Here is a 15,499-nt window from a genome sequence, read left to right as displayed (position 1 = left end):
TGTGTTTTAGTGGTCTTTGTCGGGGTAGAGGGATTTGAACCCCCGACCCCCTGGTCCCAAACCAGGTGCGCTAGCCGGACTGCGCTATACCCCGAAAAAGAAATACAAAAATAAAAAGAATTTTTTATAAAAACAAGTGTAATTTTCACTTAGTTTTAAAATATGATAGAAAAATACAACCTTCAACGACAATCGTAGATATGCAGGCATTGGGTCTGTGCATAGGAGAAAGGGAAGAAGTGGTTGAAGAGGGTTAGTTGGTAGAAATAGTGTTCGAGATTGTGTTGTTCGTATATTTAGCATCTATTAGGCGTATTCAGTTTATAGGTGTTTTTTCCATTCGATACGTCCGTTGATGGCAAACTTTTCATAAGTTTTTAAAATTTCTTCACAAAATTTTTGAGTTTCCTTATGGCCTATTCTTTTAGCTGTTTTCCATAATCTTATAAACATTCTTTTGCCACTTTCGGTTTGATTATAATTTTTCTTTCTAAAATTACATATTGAACAAAGTGTTTGCTCATTTTCTAATGTTGCTTTTCCGCCTTTATCTTTCGGTAAAATATAATCAACCTGAAGCTCATAACCTTCTTTTTCTGTTCTACCGCAAATAACACATTTATAACCATCTCGTTGAAAAATTTGTTCTTTAAGCTCAGGTGTGAAATGGTTTATTTATTTTAAGCAAATTAGGATCATATTTATAAATACCTTTTTTTACTTTAATTAAAAACCTTGTTGATGCAACATTCTGATTGCTCGTCAGGTATCTCTTATATGTTTAGTTTGTTCACTTAAAATTTAATTGATTTTGCTATTTCAAGGATTTCTTCTTTTGTGAAGGAACCGCTCAAGTACATTATCAAGCTATTGTATTCTTCTGCGGTTATGGTCATAATGAATTCGTTGTCGCTGCGTTCGTTCTTTTTGTAGTAGGACCGCAATTGATTGGAACCCTGGCTCAGAGACATTATCTCTTCGTAGTCGAAAGCACGGAAATTTTTTACTTGCTTGTAAAAATTTTTCCCATCTTTCATTGCTTCGGCTTTTTTGTCCTCTTTCAATTCCTCGGTAGAGAACCTGATTAGTGTGATTTTTTTGACTGATTTTATTGCTTCTTGGGCTGATTTGCTCTTTACAAGGTCGCGCAGGACAAATCCAGCATCATTGAGGTTAAGGATAATAAACCCGTCTTTGCCTGCATACAGCTCTGTTAAGCTGGTGATTGAAAACGGCTGAGCAACAGCCGAACCGACAATTATCAGCAGAAAGAATATTTTGTAGAATAGTTTCATAATTACTTCTCTTAATCTGTTATCAATATTTCTATATAATTATTGACTTCGTTTAATTTTTTCAAATTTAGCAAGTTCTCGTTTGCAATTTTTTGGGAATTATTAAGCTGTCCGAATGCCTTTTGAAGTTCAAGCACGGCGATTTCTTTGTTTTTCACAATATTTTCGTCGGTTATGACGATGCCCGATATATATTGCTGTTTGTTATCACCAGCATTAAATTTAGAGAAAAAGATATATGAATTAATTGCAAGAATAATAATTGCAGCAATCGAAGCATATTTCCAAAATGTTGGGAAGCGGCTAATCTTTGTATTATTGATTTTGCGGAGAAGTTCTTTTTCGTCGAATTCAACGTCGCTCAAAACATCGCTTTCGTTCGAAAAATATTCGAACATATCTTTTTCGGGCGATTTTTGTTGCGTTTCAGCAAAATGCTTTCGCAGATAGGCTTCTTCGGCAGGTGTTGTTTCGCCGTTGTAGTATTTTTCTATTAATTCATTAATGTTCATAATTATAACCGTACTTGTTAATCAAAATATCACGAATTTTTTTGCGGGTACGTGATAATGTAACTTTCACAACATTTTCATCAATACCAAGTATTTGAGCTACCTCTGGGTTCGAAAATCCGTCAATATCACGAAGCTGGATGATTTGACGGGCTTTTTCGGGCAATTCCTCGATTATTTTGTATATAAGCGCTGCTGCATCCTTGTATTCAGCGTTTTTGTACGGTGAAACGTCGCTTGTTTCCAGAATGTATGAGTAATCATCGATATCGCTTTTTTTATGCTTGTAGTGCTTGGATTTGAATTTATCGAGGCAAATATTTCTCAGCACAACAGTTGCAAAGCCGTCAATATTTGCATCTTTGTTGATAGTTGAGCGTTTTTCCCATATTTTGATAAATGCTTCTTGCACAGCTTCCTCGGCATCTTCACGATTGTTCAAAATTCTAAAAGCCAGCCTTAGTAACCTGCTTTTCATCCTTTTTGCGTGAGTTATAAACTCGTTTTGTTCCATCAGTTAATATAGATAACGAAATAAAAAATAATTAGTAACAAAAATAAACAAATGAGTTAATCATAAAAAATATATTTTTTAAGAATTAATTAAATTGGAATTAATACGATAAAAATATATCGATAAATAACTAACGAATCAACAATTTTTCTTGCACTTGTTTTTAATTAAGACTAAATTGCATTCGAATTGCTGACGCAATTCAAGTTTTTTCAACAATAAAAGAGTTTGGTATGGCAAAGAAACTCATAGACGTAATGGATACCTCCTTTCGGGACGGTTTCCAATCGGTTTTTGGTGGCAGAGTGCTTATGCAAGATTTTCTGCCCGCTCTTGAAGCAGCGGTTGCTGCTGGTATCACTCATTTTGAATTTGGCGGTGGCGCTCGCTTTCAAGCACCAGTGTTCTACTTGAACGAAAATCCATTTGATATGATGGACAAATTTCGTTCGGTTGTTGGTCCTGATGCTAATTTGCAAACTCTTGCAAGAGGAGTGAACACTGTTGCATTGGATACATCTCCGAAAGAAGTTATAGATTTGCACGCCAAAATGTTTAAAAAGCACGGCACTACAACTATACGAAATTTCGATGCTCTCAACGACGTAAACAACTTGATTTTTAGCGGCGAATGTATTGTTCGTCACGGTTTGCGACACGAAGTTGTCGTAACTCTTATGGATTTGCCTCCGGGATGTACAGGAGCTCACGATGTGGCATTTTACAAAAAGACATTGAGGCAGATACTTGATGCCGGCATTCCTTTTCATTCGGTATGTTTCAAAGATGCAAGTGGAACTGCAAGTCCCAGGAAAGTGTATGAGACCATCAAGATGGCTCGGAAAATGTTGCCCGAAGGCACTCACATCCGTATGCACACACACGAAACAGCCGGTGTTTCGGTTTCGTCCTACATTGCGGCACTCGAAGCCGGAGCTGATGGAATTGATTTAGCTGCTGCACCTGTTTCTGGTGGGACAAGTCAGCCTGACATTATAATTATGCTACACGCCTTGAAAGGTTCGGATTTCGATTTGGGGCTGGATATAGAAAAAATTAGAGAATACGAAGAAGTATTTACCGAATGCTTAAAAGACTACTTTATTCCGCCCGAAGCAGTGCAGGTTTCGCCTATGATACCGTTCTCACCAATGCCTGGTGGTGCACTGACGGCAAACACTCAGATGATGAGAGATTTCAAAGTGCTGGATAAGTTCCCGCAAGTGATAAAAGAAATGAGAGAAGTTGTCGAAAAAGGTGGATTTGGCACTTCTGTTACGCCGGTTTCGCAATTCTATTTCCAGCAAGCATACAACAACGTAATGGCAGGCAAATGGAAGCAAATTGCCGAGGGCTATGGCAAAATGGTGCTTGGCTATTTCGGTAAAACACCGGTCGAGCCAGATCCAGAAGTTGTTAAATTGGCAGAAGAGCAACTTAAATTGCCGCGTACCACCGAAAGTCCGCTTGTTCTTGCTGAACGCGACGAGAAAAAATCTATTGCTTACTGGAAAGAGCAACTCCAGAAAGAAAATATCGAACTGACGGAAGAAAATATATTTATTGCTGTATCCTGCCAGACAAAAGGTATTGCATTTCTCAAAGGTGATGGGAAAGTGAACGTTCGCAGAATCTCAGATGAGAAAAAGAAGGAAGAGGCAAAAGCAGCACAAACTAATGGTTCAAACAATAATAATGTGTCGAAGCAAGATTACATTCCAAGTAATATTCTCATTTCGAATATTCCCCCGGGCTTTTTGGGTGCACCGAATATGAACCCAACAGGTGCTGTTACAAACTACAAAATTACTGTCGAAGGGCAGAGCTTTAACGTTCAAGTGAAAAATCTCAACTAAGAAAGTTTCATAGGGACATAGAAAACAATCCACGACCTTTTAGGCGAAGGCTTAAAAGGTCTTTTTTTTTATTTTAATTTTATTGATAATATTCCGATATTTGTATGTAGAAGTCCATTCGCGTAGTAACAAAATGAACAAAAACTTTGCTGAATACTACATTTTGCTGATTAATTTCACTTCTGATGATGAAATTTTCAACTATTTTGGCGATATTAAAATCAATGTATTGGTTGCAGAAAATTTATCTGAGCTTAATACGACAGAAATAGAACAGTGCTGCGTAGTAATTATCAAATACGAAGCAAATTGGATTTTGTTCGATAGTTTCATCGAAATTTTAAATAAATTGAACAAGCTGGATAATCTTATAATTTTTGCTGAACTGAAAGATTTGCACAGACTTGCTCAAAAATATCCGAATGTTCTTGTTTTGATAGATGACGAAAAATTGATTGAGTATAATAAAGACAAAATTCTGAAAAAACTCAATTATTGTAGTTCAAAACTGTCGGAACATGAACTTGAAGAAAAGTATAAGAAGTTAGAAGAAAAAACAGAGCTCTACCGCACTATCCTTAATTCTTCGCCCGAGCCAATAATTATGATTGACGAGGAAGGTACTATTCTTGGTTCGAACGACTATGCAGACAACATAATGATAAAGCGATTGGACAGCTATCTTGGCAAAAATCTCTACGATTTGATTTCTATTGGGTTGAGTTCGATGCTACGTGTTTATGCGAAAAAAGCAAATCTTACGAAATTGCCATCTAATTTTTTGTTTCGTCATTACGATTATGTTATCGAATATATGGTTGTGCCAGTATTCAGTGATGAAGATAATTGCAGATATATAATATTTCGTAATGATCAAACCGAGCGTGAATTTGCTGAACGGGCATTGAAATTCAATATTGATTTGCTTACAAAAGTGCTGAATAGCCTACCGGTTATGGTTTGGCACCTGAACTATAATTTTGTAATAAAACTTGTTTTAGGCAAAATTGAAAAAGTAGAACTACTTCAAAATATGCAAGTTGGTGAGCAGGTTGGGGAAATTCTAAAATCATATCCGCAGTTTTATAAAAATATTCTGGAAGCATCACGAAACCGTACGAAATATTCTATCGAACAAATTGGGGATAAATTTATAGAAAACTTTTACTCTGCGAGATACGACGAACTGGACAAATTTAGTGGGCTTACAATTGTGAGCAACGACATAACCGAAAAGGTTAAAGCAGAAATAGAGCTCAACGAAAAAAGTCGCAAATTGCAATTTGCTTTCAGCATGTCATTCGAATTATTTTGGGAATTTGATTTAAGAACAAATATGTTTACGATACATAAAGTTAACGAAGATAAAGTGAACAGCTTCCCGCCGCCAGTACTTTCGGGTAAGGAATTTATGAAATATTGTTACGAAGACGAAATCCCATATTTGAAAAAATTATATATTTCATTTAAACGTGGAGAAATTTCTCAAAATGATTTCTTTTTAAAATTGCACGATTACGACGGGAACCAGCTTTGGTTCGAAAATAAAGTATCGGTCTTTGAATATGATGATTTTACAAAGAAACCGATTAAATTGCTCGGAGCCTCGCGAGATGTATCCAATATAGTAAAAATTGAAAACGAAATACATAAATACAGGGATCTTCTCGAAAGTATTATCAATAGCGGTAATATTTATTATCTGGTTCTCGATAAAGAAATGCGGGTTGTAACTTTCAACAAAAATTCGTTCGATAAGCTGCTATCAACATTAAACATATATCTCAGGCAAGGTGCTGATTTTAGGCAATTCTTGAAAGAAACAGAACTTTCGAAAAGAATATATAGTTCATTCTTAGAGGTTTTGGCTGGCAAAGAAATACATTTTGAACACAACTATGCTGATTATGTCGGTGGGGATTATTGGGTAGAGCACGTATTCAGTCCGATCTTTTCGCTTGAAGGAGAAGTTCAATATGTTAACGTAATGGCTCGACCAATAAACGAGCGAAAGGAAGCAGAAGCAAAGCGTCAGGAATCGATTTTGATGATAGAGAATGCCGCACGTATTGCTTCTATAGGTGTAATTGCGGGCGGAATAACTCACGAAATAAGCCAGCCGTTGAATGCTATCAAAGTAGCTGCTGATGGAATTATCTATTGGAACAAACAAAATGAGTTGATCCTCCCAGAGCAAATTACAAGACTGATTCATAGAATTTCTAATGCTGTTTCGAAAGTCGAAGATATTATTCAGCATATGCGTTCATACTGGCTCGAATCAGCCAGCCAGGAACGTCTTGAAGTGAACGTCTCAACTGTTATTCAGCGTGCTTTGAGCCTTATTATGCAAAAAATCAGAGCACACGACATTTATCTTAAAATTGAAGAGCAAAAGCCTGATTTAACACTTCTTGCAAATCCTTTGCAGCTAGAAATTATCATAAATAATCTCATAATAAATGCAATACAAGCAATTGACGAAAAAGAACAAGAAGAAAAAGTAATTGTCATTTCCTATGGTATCGATAACGATAAAAAATTTATTTCCGTTGCCGATAGCGGAATTGGATTGCCCGAAGGTGTCACGATTGATAAACTTTTCGAACCGTTCTTCTCAACAAAAAAGCAAGGCAAAGGAACTGGTCTGGGGCTTGCAATAGTGAATGTGTTCACTCAAAGAATTGGCGGGACTATCGAAGCATACAACAACGATATGGGTGGTGCAACGTTCAAAATTTTATTCGATAAATAATTTAGAAACATTTTTCCTTGTTTTTCGTTTATATCTTGCATAATTAAGATATAATAATATGGATTTCGGTGGATTTAAAAATCAGTCGCAAAAAATTTCGACAATAGCCGCAATAGTTATTGGCTTTTCATTTTTTGCTGCGTATTTATACGTTACGGGACTAATTGCTCAACCTATTGTTTTGCTTCTCATTTCTGTTTTTATTCTCTTTTCATTCCGAAAGAAAGCACCAATTATCGAAAAATTATTGATTGTAGTAGCGATATTCTTTGTTTATAGTTTGCTTCGAGTAGTTGGTTCGTCGATTGTGCCGTTTTTTATTGCGTTTATGGTAGCTTACCTGCTTGATCCATTTGTCGAGAAGCTCAAAGAAAGATGGGATGTTGCCCGATGGCTATCGTCCCTTGTGTTTATTTTGTTAATTATCGGTATTTTTTCTGCTGTGGCTGTGTTTGTGTTCCCTATAATATTCGACCAACTCGACAATGCACTAAAAAGTCTAACAGCATACGTAGATTCAGCCAGAAAATATGTTGAAAGCGAAAACTTTTACCGAAAGCTGCAAAAATTAGGTTTACCCAAAAGCACTATTCGCGAAGCAGTACGCGATGAACTTATTCCTCGTATCGAAGGCATTGTAAATATTATTTTCAGCAGTTTGCTTAATATTCTGAGCAGTTTGTCGGTGATTTTAACTCAGGTTGTAAATGTAATATTAACACCGATTATGACCTTTTATCTATTGAAAGATTTCAGGAAATTCAAAGATTATTTAAAAGATAATCTAAAAACTAAGAACAAGAAGCTTCTCACAGACTTACGCAAAGTAAATATAATTGTAAAAAAATATATCGGTTGGCAAATTGTTGCAGCGATTATAGTTGCTACTTTTTGCTCTATTAGTTATTCGTTTTTCAATATTCCGTATTCGATTGTTCTTGCCTTTATAGCAGGGATACTTAATCCAATCCCGTATTTTGGCTCGGCGATTTCGATGATTATTGGTGCGTTTGTTATGCTACTGGTCGATGATGGTAATTTCTTTACAAACTTGCTAGTAATAGTTGGTTCAATATCTGCAATACACTTTATCAATGCATATTTAATCGAACCGAATGTGCTCGGCAAGCAAGTTGGTTTGCATCCGGTAATACTCATTATTTCTTTGTTTGTGTTTGGTGGGCTGCTTGGGTTGATTGGTTTACTAATTGCAGTGCCAACTACTGCAGTGCTGATGATGTTCTACGAAGAATGGCGAAAAACTGACGTGAATTTAGAAGAAGAATTTAAAGACGAGGTGGCAAAATGAATAAAATAGCAGTTGTGCTTATGAGCGGTGGTATGGATTCCGCACTATGTGTGGCAATAGCACTCAAAGAAGGCTACGAAGTTGCGGCGTTGCATTTGAACTACCACCATAGAACGCAAGCCCGCGAAGAACGTGCCTTCAACGATATTTGTAATTACTATGGAATTAGCCGCAGGCTCATAGTTGATGTAGGCTATTTCAAGCAAATAGGCGGTTCGAGCCTTACTGATTTGCAAATTGACGTCCCAAAAGCTAAATTCGACAAAAATGAAATCCCGAACACATACGTGCCGTTTCGTAACGGCAATATTTTAGCAATTGGGGCAAGCTGGGCTGAAACACTTGGAGCCGAAGCTCTTTTCATCGGTGCTGTCGAGCAGGATTCAAGCGGTTATCCTGATTGCCGTGCGGAATTCTTTCGTGCTTTCGAACAAGCACTTAATTACGGCACAAAGCCCGATACTCACATTAAAATTGTTACGCCAATTATTCATCTCTCGAAAAAAGAAATTGTTCAGCAGGCAATTTTGCTCAACGTACCACTTTACTTAACCTGGAGTTGTTACACAAATGAAGATGCAGCTTGCGGCGAATGCGAATCGTGCTTGCTTCGCCTTCGTGGATTTGAGCAAGCAGGATATATAGATCCAATCAGGTATGTTAATAAAGCAAACGAGTGATTTATAGCAAGATTTTTAAGACTTATTCGTTTTTTCTTTGTAATTTATAGGGAGGTTTGGGATATGTTGAATTCAAGCAAAAAAACTGTTTTGCTTTATTCTTCTCTTTCGGTTTTGAGCTTTGCTTTGTTGGTTGGCTTAAGCTTAATGTTTTATAATTCCTCGTTTGCTCAACAAAAAAATGTTAAAATAGGTGCGGAGAAAGCGCCCGTAGTTCCGTCGGAAGCGGCAAAAGCATTCAACGATGCTCTTGTGGCAACATCCGAGGCGGTAAAACCAACTGTTGTTGCGATTAGTGTCGAGACAAAATCACAATCAATGAATCAAATTCCTGGCTTCGAAGAATTTTTCAAATTTTTCGGTTTCCCCGAAGATGAACAAAAACAGGAAAGACGCGGCCGTGGTGCAGGTTCGGGTGTAATTATTTCCGAAGATGGCTATATCGTTACTAATAATCACGTTGTCGAAGATGCTGTGGAAGATGGGATTAAAGTCATTACCGTCGACCAAAAAGAATATAAGGCAAAACTAATTGGGCGAGATCCGTTAACTGATTTGGCAGTTATCAAAATCGAAGCCTCAGGGCTAAAAGTTGCTCATTTTGCTAAAATCGAAGATGTGAAAATTGGGCAGTTCGTTATTGCTGTTGGCAATCCGCTCGGGCTAAACTTTACAGTAACCAGCGGAATAGTTAGCGCTATCGGGCGTGGTGCGATGGGACTTCGTCGCGACCCATACGCAGTTGAGTATTTCATTCAAACTGATGCTCCGATTAATCCGGGCAATAGTGGTGGTGGGCTGTTCGATATAAATGGCAGTCTGGTGGGTATCAATTCAGCAATTGCTACTCAAACTGGCACATATATTGGCTATGGTTTTGCTATTCCTGTTGATTTAGTCCATTCTGTTGTGATGGATTTAATCGACGATGGGAAAATTGACCGCGGCTATGTGGGGGTGGTGATTTCCACTGTTGATGAGGTTACCGCAAAAAATGTTGGTTTGCCAGACGTTCAGGGCGTAATGGTAAATGATGTGCTTAAAGATAGTCCTGCGGATAAAGCTGGGATTGAAATAGGCGATGTTATTCTTGAATTAGATGGCAAGCAGGTAAATAGCTCCAACCAATTGCAAAGCTACATTGCTCAAAAACGTGTTGGTGACAAAGTCAAAGTTGCTATCTGGCGCGACAAAAAGAAAATTACAAAAACTGTAATTCTCGAACGTCGCAAAAGTAATGATTCAGATGAAAGCGTAAGCGAAGATAGTTCCTCCGGTAAGAAAGGTGATACTTCTTCTAACGAACCAGTAACGTTCGACAAGTTTGGTTTCTCTGTTACTCCGCTTACTTCCGAGCAGAAAAAAGAGTTCGACGTTAAAAATGGAGTATATATTTCGCGTGTACAGCGATTTTCTTATGCAGCCGAACGCGGGCTCTCCTCTAACGGTGTGATTGTCAAAGTCGATAGAAAAGAACTTAAAACCACCGGGCAGCTCAAAGAAATACTCGATAGCAAGCAGAAAGGCGAAACTGTTATGTTTCAGGTGAAATATAAAGAACGTAACCAAATTGTTGCATTAGAAATACAATAGAGGCACAAATTGTCGTAGAGACGCAATGCATTGCGTCTCTACGAATGCAAATAAATATTCAATGAAATTTATTAATTCGGTATTTGTTATGACAAAATTTCAAAACAAATATCGTATTGAATCCACACGTTTGCAAAATTACGATTATTCCAGATCTGGTCTATACTTTGTTACTATTTGTACGCAGAATAAGGTAAGTATGTTTGGCGAAGTAATTAATGGCGAAATGCAATTAAATAAATACGGGGAGATAATTAAATCTGGATGGTTGAAAACACCAATATTGCGTCCTGATATGAAAACTGTTTTTGATGAATATATTATTATGCCAAATCATTTGCATGGAATATTATATTTTGAAGATGAAATTAGTAGAGGCGCAAATTGTAGCAGAGGCGCGAATCATTGTGTCTCTACGAAAAATAAATTTGGTCCACAATCAAAAAATTTGGGTTCAATCATACGAGGATTTAAAGCAGCATGCACAAAACAGATAAACGATAAGCGAGGAACTTATGGGACTAAATTATGGCAAAGCAATTATTACGAACATATCATTCGTAATGAAACAGGATTACAACACATTCGACAATATATTCGCAATAACCCAATAGAATGGGCTATTGATGAATATTATAATCCGTAGAATTATGAAACAAGATATTGTTGAAATTATATTTAGATTAATTAGTAGAGGGCGCAAATTGTAGAGACGCAAATTGTAGCTGTAGAGACGCAATGCATTGCGTCTCTACAGCCTGTTATTTATCGGTAGAATGAAAAAATACTATCTATATATATTGCTTGCACTTGCGGCGGTACTTTTTCTGAGGTTTAACCGTCAGGATCTGCTAATTAAAGATATTGTTGGCATTGTAGGCGGGGACCATCACCAGTATTATGCTCTGGTGGATTATTTTCGTGGTGAAGCGCCCTTCTGGTATGCAGACGCACCATTCAACAAAAGGCTGCTGGTGCCGCTGTCGGCTTCGATGTTGCCATTCGAGCGTGGATTTTCGTTAAATTTGACAAACGCAATTATATTATTTTTAGGATTTTCATTTGCATTCAGAACTTTATACAGACATTTTGTAAAGCCGAAGATTGCATTTTATATAGTGTTGCTACATATTTTTAGCTTTCCTGTGTTCTATTATAGTGTAATTGGATTTATAGATGCTGCACTTGTAGGATGGATGATGATGTCGTTTGCTTTGCTTGTAGAACGTCGCTACGGATGGTTTTGCTTTGCTGTGGCGGTAGGTGTGTTTTTGAAAGAGAGTATAATTATTTTATTTGCTTGTGGTTTGCTTTATTTTGTGATCGTGCGAAATTGGAAACAAGCAGCATTGCTTGTGCTGCTTTATGCCGCTGCTTACCTTTTGCAACTCGAAATTATGCAATTACTGAATTATGGAATACCGTACACTTACAGTTGGTCAATTGAAATAGAAACATTACAGAAAAATCTCGCACGCCCTCGCACTTATCTTTCGTTTATTCTATCTGCATACCCTTCGTTGCTCATTTTTGCATTTGGAATATACTATTATTTTAAGAATAAATATATCGAACAAGACAAAACAATAGTTTTAGTTTGTTTAGCTGGAATTGTGTTAGTGCTTGGGATGTACGTTTATTCACTTTTTGTGGCTTATTCTGATGGCAGGTTTCTCTATCCAGCGATAGCATTTTCTGTATTTCTTTTCGGAATAATAGCAAAAGAAAATGCTCCCGATAGATAAACTAACAGGAGCATTTTTGAAAATATAGATATAATCAATTATTTTTTATTCTATACCCATTCTTTGCTTTAAAATCTTCTGTGTGTAAGGTATTAACCCGCCAGCATCAACTATTGCTTGACGAGCTTTTGGAAGTGGAACAACAGCAAACTCTTTCCCTTGTGTTTTGTTAATTACTTTGTCGTCTGTGATTTCGAGATCGTCGTCGACTTCTGCTTCGATATCAGGACATATAACTGTTCGCAAGCCTAAATTTATACTATTTTGCAAGAATATACGAGCGAAATCCTTAGCAACGATCGTTAGGTTGTGGCCTTTCAAGCAAGATGCTGCTTGTTCGCGAGACGAACCACAACCGAAGTTTTTGCCAGCTACAATAACCCTTGTTTCGTTTGTTTTTTCACTATTGAGCAATTTGTTGAGTTCTTTTATATCGTCAAAAGCAAATTGTGGCGTTTCTGTTGGAAGAACAGTTGCCATATAACGTCCGGGATAAATAATATCGGTCGAAATATCATCATCAAATTTATAAATCACCTTAGCCATATTAAAACCCTCCTTTTTGCGGATTTGTTATCATTCCAGTAATTGCTGATGCTGCGGCAACAGCGGGCGAACACAGATAAACATCAGATTCGGGATTGCCCATACGCCCTTTGAAATTGCGGTTTGTTGTTGCGAGAGCTACTTCTTTGTCGCCTAAAGCTCCCTGGTGCACACCAAGACAGGGACCGCACCCGGGGTTCATCACTACCGCACCGGCTTTTACAAGGTCGTTGACATAACCGAGTTCGAGCGCTTTTTGATATATTCTATATGAGGCAGGGAAAACAAGCATACGCACACCGTGGGCAACTTTTTTGCCCCGAAGTATATTCGCAGCAGTTTCTAAATCATCTAATCGCCCATTTGTGCAGGAACCTATCACAATTTGATCTACTTTCAGTCCTTCGACCTCGCTAACAGGTTTAACGTTATCAACTGTGTGTGGGCAGGCAATTTGGGGAACAAGTTTCGAAGCATCAATTTCGACTACCTGACAGTATTTAGCGTCTTCGTCAGGTGCGATAAGTTCAATTTCACCTGTTATGTCGGCTTCTTCTCGCAGGAAGCGAACAGTTTCTTCGTCGGGCGGGACTATACCGGAAGTTGCCCCTGCTTCTACTGCCATATTACACAGGGTCAGTCGTCCCGAAGTGCTCATGTTGCGAATAGTCGATCCGTGAAATTCAAGCACTTTGAAATTAGCCCCTTCTGCAGAAATTTTCCCAATCAAATGCAAAATTATGTCCTTCGGTTGAACAAATTTGGGCAGTTCGCCTTCAACAACAACCTTGATAGTATCGGGAACTTCTACATTTAGCACATTACCTAAAGCCCAGACGGACGCCATTTCTGTTGCACCAATACCGAAGGCAAATGCCCCCAATGCACCGTGTGTGGTGGTGTGGCTATCGGTCCCAACTACAACATAACCGGGAAGAACGTAGCCGTTTTCGGGAAGGATTTGGTGGCAAATACCGCCTTCGTCTCCACGAATATCGTGAAATTTGGTAATTCCCTGTTCGGCAACAAAGGTACGGATTTTCTTCTGGTTGGTTGCTGTTTTCTTGCTTTCTGCGGGGACTCTGTGGTCGAAAATAATAGCAATCCGATTTGGGTTCCACACTTTTGCGGGGCGCCCCAGACCGGCGAAAATTTCCTGAAATTGGTTCATCACAAGTGCCGCATTCTCGTGCGACATTGCTGTATCGACGGCTGGTTCGAGCACTTCGCCAACTTCAACGTTTGGGCGAGAGGTTGCGCGAGCCAGTATTTTCTGAACAATTGTTTGACCCATTTTCTCCTCAATTTCTGTGTTAGAAATGAAATTTTAAACACATAATTTATAAACAATTTTCTAAAAAAAGAAGAAATTTTGATTTGAATTGGAAAATAATGTTGGAGTTAACAATTTCAAATAAAAAAGAGATGTTGTAAGAGCATCTACTGATACATTGAAATAACCGTATCAAATCAATAATGAACAAAGGAGCAGTAACTTATTCGTTGTCATTTATTGTTTTATAACACTCGAAATCTTTTTTGTCGCTTCAATATTGCCCATAGATTGATAAATATTACTTCTTATCCGATAAACGTAAGGATTAGTTTCTCCCTTATTAATTGCTGTGTTTATATCTTCAAGTGCTGAGTAAAGCATCTCTACATACTCCTTCTGGTCAATCATATTTTGATATCTCAAATAATTTGCATAGAAACCTTATTGAGATTTTCCAGTGCATTTTCAAAATCACTTATGTCATAATAGATATTTGCTTTTATATAATACGGTAAATCTTTGTCGGGTTGAGTTCTATTGCTTTGTTTGCATAATATAGAGCATCATCATAGTTTTCTAAGAAATAACTTGCAGTAGCAGCACCAGTAAAAGCTGCCTCATAATTTGGAGTAATTTCAATGATTAATTTAAAATTGTTTAGGGATTTCTCAAATTCTCCTAACATCTTATATGCATCGGCACGGTACAAATATAAATTTAAATCTAAGGGAAAATAATGAATAGCCTGGTTGCAGTATTTAACTGCATCTTCGTATTCCTTGTCAAGAAAACTTATAGATATTAACTTTTTGTAGTCTCTAATATCCATAGGATTTACTTCGATTGCTTTCTCGAGTAATTTCAAGGCATAAAAGAATTGTTTGTTGTCCCAAGCCTTTGTGCCTAATTTATAATAGTCGAGTTTTGTTTGGTTTGAAAATAAGGTTAAAAATGTTATCATAGCAAACAAAAAAATGAAAATCTTTTTCATTTTATTACCTCATAACTTACTATGTTTTTGAAATAATAATTGAAAATAATTAGCAGTATCGCGTAATTAATTTAATTATATCAAAGAATCTGATATTATAACAATTTGAAGTCTAAATTATACATAAAAACATACATAAAATGTTAAAAAAAAAGATAAATTGAAATGCACAAAATGTTTTTTTAGTCATCACATGCATTTAACATTATATGTTCATTTATATCGACGTGAATTATATCTATAATATTACGATGGGAAATTGTTAAATTATATATTTAATTATCATAAATTTTGAGGTAAAAATGGCTCCCACAATTCAAATATTTGGCACTAAAAAGTGTAAAGATACTGCCAAGGCAATTCGGTTTTTCAAAGAACGTGGCGTGAAAATTCAGTTCATAGACCTTGCTGAAAAAGGTCCAAGCAA

General features: G+C 37.1%; 16 protein-coding genes and 1 tRNA gene (1 of these 17 running past the window's edge). 8 read left to right on the top strand and 9 right to left on the bottom strand.

Annotated features, from left to right (window positions below; translation table 11 throughout):
• Positions 1-19: 19 nt before the first annotated feature.
• From AC6QZF_RS02880 to AC6QZF_RS02860, 5 genes are all read right to left on the bottom strand, one after another.
• Positions 20-94 (bottom strand) — tRNA-Pro (locus AC6QZF_RS02880).
• A gap of 227 nt (positions 95-321) precedes the next feature.
• Positions 322-612 (bottom strand): HNH endonuclease signature motif containing protein, encoded by a 291-nt coding sequence (locus AC6QZF_RS02875; protein ID WP_499798612.1) that lies wholly within the window; start codon positions 610-612, stop codon positions 322-324.
• Positions 613-794: 182 nt separating this feature from the next.
• Positions 795-1,295, bottom strand: a complete 501-nt coding sequence (locus AC6QZF_RS02870; protein ID WP_499798373.1) for a DUF4252 domain-containing protein — start codon at positions 1,293-1,295, stop codon at positions 795-797.
• 11 nt (positions 1,296-1,306) lie between these two features.
• Positions 1,307-1,807: a PG0215 family putative anti-sigma factor gene (locus AC6QZF_RS02865; RefSeq protein WP_499798372.1), complete on the bottom strand. Its 501-nt coding sequence runs from the start codon at positions 1,805-1,807 to the stop codon at positions 1,307-1,309.
• Positions 1,797-2,321, bottom strand: a complete 525-nt coding sequence (locus tag AC6QZF_RS02860) for a GFO_1088 family ECF-type sigma factor (protein WP_499798371.1) — start codon at positions 2,319-2,321, stop codon at positions 1,797-1,799. Before AC6QZF_RS02860 ends, AC6QZF_RS02865 begins: the two co-directional genes overlap by 11 nt.
• Positions 2,322-2,554: 233 nt before the next feature.
• Here AC6QZF_RS02860 and AC6QZF_RS02855 point away from each other — a divergent pair, with 233 nt between their 5' ends.
• The 7 genes from AC6QZF_RS02855 (at position 2,555) to AC6QZF_RS02825 (ending at position 12,259) form a co-directional block, all read left to right on the top strand.
• The gene (locus AC6QZF_RS02855; protein WP_499798370.1) at positions 2,555-4,177 is read left to right on the top strand and encodes a hydroxymethylglutaryl-CoA lyase-like TIM-barrel protein; all 1,623 of its coding nucleotides are present in this window, start codon (positions 2,555-2,557) and stop codon (positions 4,175-4,177) included.
• 133 nt (positions 4,178-4,310) lie between these two features.
• Positions 4,311-6,932, top strand: coding sequence for an ATP-binding protein (locus AC6QZF_RS02850; RefSeq protein ID WP_499798368.1), 2,622 nt, complete (start codon positions 4,311-4,313; stop codon positions 6,930-6,932).
• A 58-nt stretch (positions 6,933-6,990) separates the two neighbouring features.
• Entirely contained in the window at positions 6,991-8,241 is a 1,251-nt protein-coding gene (locus AC6QZF_RS02845; protein WP_499798367.1) for an AI-2E family transporter, read from the top strand.
• Positions 8,238-8,921, top strand: a complete 684-nt coding sequence (queC, locus tag AC6QZF_RS02840) for a 7-cyano-7-deazaguanine synthase QueC (protein WP_499798366.1) — start codon at positions 8,238-8,240, stop codon at positions 8,919-8,921. Before AC6QZF_RS02845 ends, queC begins: the two co-directional genes overlap by 4 nt.
• A gap of 63 nt (positions 8,922-8,984) precedes the next feature.
• Entirely contained in the window at positions 8,985-10,514 is a 1,530-nt protein-coding gene (locus AC6QZF_RS02835; protein WP_499798365.1) for a Do family serine endopeptidase, read from the top strand.
• 88 nt (positions 10,515-10,602) lie between these two features.
• Complete coding sequence (locus AC6QZF_RS02830; protein ID WP_499798364.1) at positions 10,603-11,160, top strand: transposase; 558 nt, start codon at positions 10,603-10,605, stop codon at positions 11,158-11,160.
• A 130-nt stretch (positions 11,161-11,290) separates the two neighbouring features.
• Positions 11,291-12,259, top strand: coding sequence for a hypothetical protein (locus AC6QZF_RS02825; protein ID WP_499798363.1), 969 nt, complete (start codon positions 11,291-11,293; stop codon positions 12,257-12,259).
• A gap of 45 nt (positions 12,260-12,304) precedes the next feature.
• On the opposite strand, the gene AC6QZF_RS02820 is transcribed toward AC6QZF_RS02825, so the two are convergent.
• The 4 genes from AC6QZF_RS02820 to AC6QZF_RS02805 form a co-directional block, all read right to left on the bottom strand.
• On the bottom strand, positions 12,305-12,805 hold the full coding sequence (locus AC6QZF_RS02820) for a LeuD/DmdB family oxidoreductase small subunit (protein WP_499798362.1): 501 nt from the start codon (positions 12,803-12,805) through the stop codon (positions 12,305-12,307).
• 1 nt (position 12,806) lies between these two features.
• Positions 12,807-14,099, bottom strand: coding sequence for a 3-isopropylmalate dehydratase large subunit (locus AC6QZF_RS02815; protein ID WP_499798361.1), 1,293 nt, complete (start codon positions 14,097-14,099; stop codon positions 12,807-12,809).
• Positions 14,100-14,315: 216 nt separating this feature from the next.
• Positions 14,316-14,489, bottom strand: a complete 174-nt coding sequence (locus AC6QZF_RS02810; RefSeq protein WP_499798360.1) for a hypothetical protein — start codon at positions 14,487-14,489, stop codon at positions 14,316-14,318.
• Positions 14,490-14,580: 91 nt separating this feature from the next.
• Positions 14,581-15,072 (bottom strand): tetratricopeptide repeat protein, encoded by a 492-nt coding sequence (locus AC6QZF_RS02805; RefSeq protein WP_499798359.1) that lies wholly within the window; start codon positions 15,070-15,072, stop codon positions 14,581-14,583.
• Positions 15,073-15,374: 302 nt separating this feature from the next.
• Here AC6QZF_RS02805 and AC6QZF_RS02800 point away from each other — a divergent pair, with 302 nt between their 5' ends.
• Positions 15,375-15,499 carry the 5' portion of an arsenate reductase family protein gene (locus tag AC6QZF_RS02800; RefSeq protein WP_499798358.1) on the top strand. Its footprint extends 226 nt past the window's final position, so the window shows 125 of its 351 coding nt (coding positions 1-125); the start codon lies at positions 15,375-15,377; its stop codon lies beyond the right edge, outside the window.

Origin of the sequence: Eximiradius sp., assembly GCA_937127445.1 — a bacterium.
GTDB lineage: Bacteria > Bacteroidota > Ignavibacteria > Kapaibacteriales > UBA2268 > JAKIZO01.
The sequence above is the reverse complement of the archived record's forward strand: the minus strand, read 5'-3'. Positions and strand labels throughout refer to the sequence as shown.

What these genes read in the sequence shown, in the direction of transcription:
- AC6QZF_RS02810 (WP_499798360.1), bottom strand. Translation starts at nt 14,489, where the DNA reads ATGATTGACCAGAAGGAGTATGTAGAGATGCTTTACTCAGCACTTGAA.
- AC6QZF_RS02865 (WP_499798372.1), bottom strand. Translation starts at nt 1,807, where the DNA reads ATGAACATTAATGAATTAATAGAAAAATACTACAACGGCGAAACAACA.
- AC6QZF_RS02835 (WP_499798365.1), top strand. Translation starts at nt 8,985, where the DNA reads ATGTTGAATTCAAGCAAAAAAACTGTTTTGCTTTATTCTTCTCTTTCG.
- queC (WP_499798366.1), top strand. Translation starts at nt 8,238, where the DNA reads ATGAATAAAATAGCAGTTGTGCTTATGAGCGGTGGTATGGATTCCGCA.
- AC6QZF_RS02820 (WP_499798362.1), bottom strand. Translation starts at nt 12,805, where the DNA reads ATGGCTAAGGTGATTTATAAATTTGATGATGATATTTCGACCGATATT.
- AC6QZF_RS02845 (WP_499798367.1), top strand. Translation starts at nt 6,991, where the DNA reads ATGGATTTCGGTGGATTTAAAAATCAGTCGCAAAAAATTTCGACAATA.
- AC6QZF_RS02860 (WP_499798371.1), bottom strand. Translation starts at nt 2,321, where the DNA reads ATGGAACAAAACGAGTTTATAACTCACGCAAAAAGGATGAAAAGCAGG.
- AC6QZF_RS02805 (WP_499798359.1), bottom strand. Translation starts at nt 15,072, where the DNA reads ATGAAAAAGATTTTCATTTTTTTGTTTGCTATGATAACATTTTTAACC.
- AC6QZF_RS02825 (WP_499798363.1), top strand. Translation starts at nt 11,291, where the DNA reads ATGAAAAAATACTATCTATATATATTGCTTGCACTTGCGGCGGTACTT.
- AC6QZF_RS02850 (WP_499798368.1), top strand. Translation starts at nt 4,311, where the DNA reads ATGAACAAAAACTTTGCTGAATACTACATTTTGCTGATTAATTTCACT.
- AC6QZF_RS02855 (WP_499798370.1), top strand. Translation starts at nt 2,555, where the DNA reads ATGGCAAAGAAACTCATAGACGTAATGGATACCTCCTTTCGGGACGGT.
- AC6QZF_RS02815 (WP_499798361.1), bottom strand. Translation starts at nt 14,099, where the DNA reads ATGGGTCAAACAATTGTTCAGAAAATACTGGCTCGCGCAACCTCTCGC.
- AC6QZF_RS02870 (WP_499798373.1), bottom strand. Translation starts at nt 1,295, where the DNA reads ATGAAACTATTCTACAAAATATTCTTTCTGCTGATAATTGTCGGTTCG.
- AC6QZF_RS02830 (WP_499798364.1), top strand. Translation starts at nt 10,603, where the DNA reads ATGACAAAATTTCAAAACAAATATCGTATTGAATCCACACGTTTGCAA.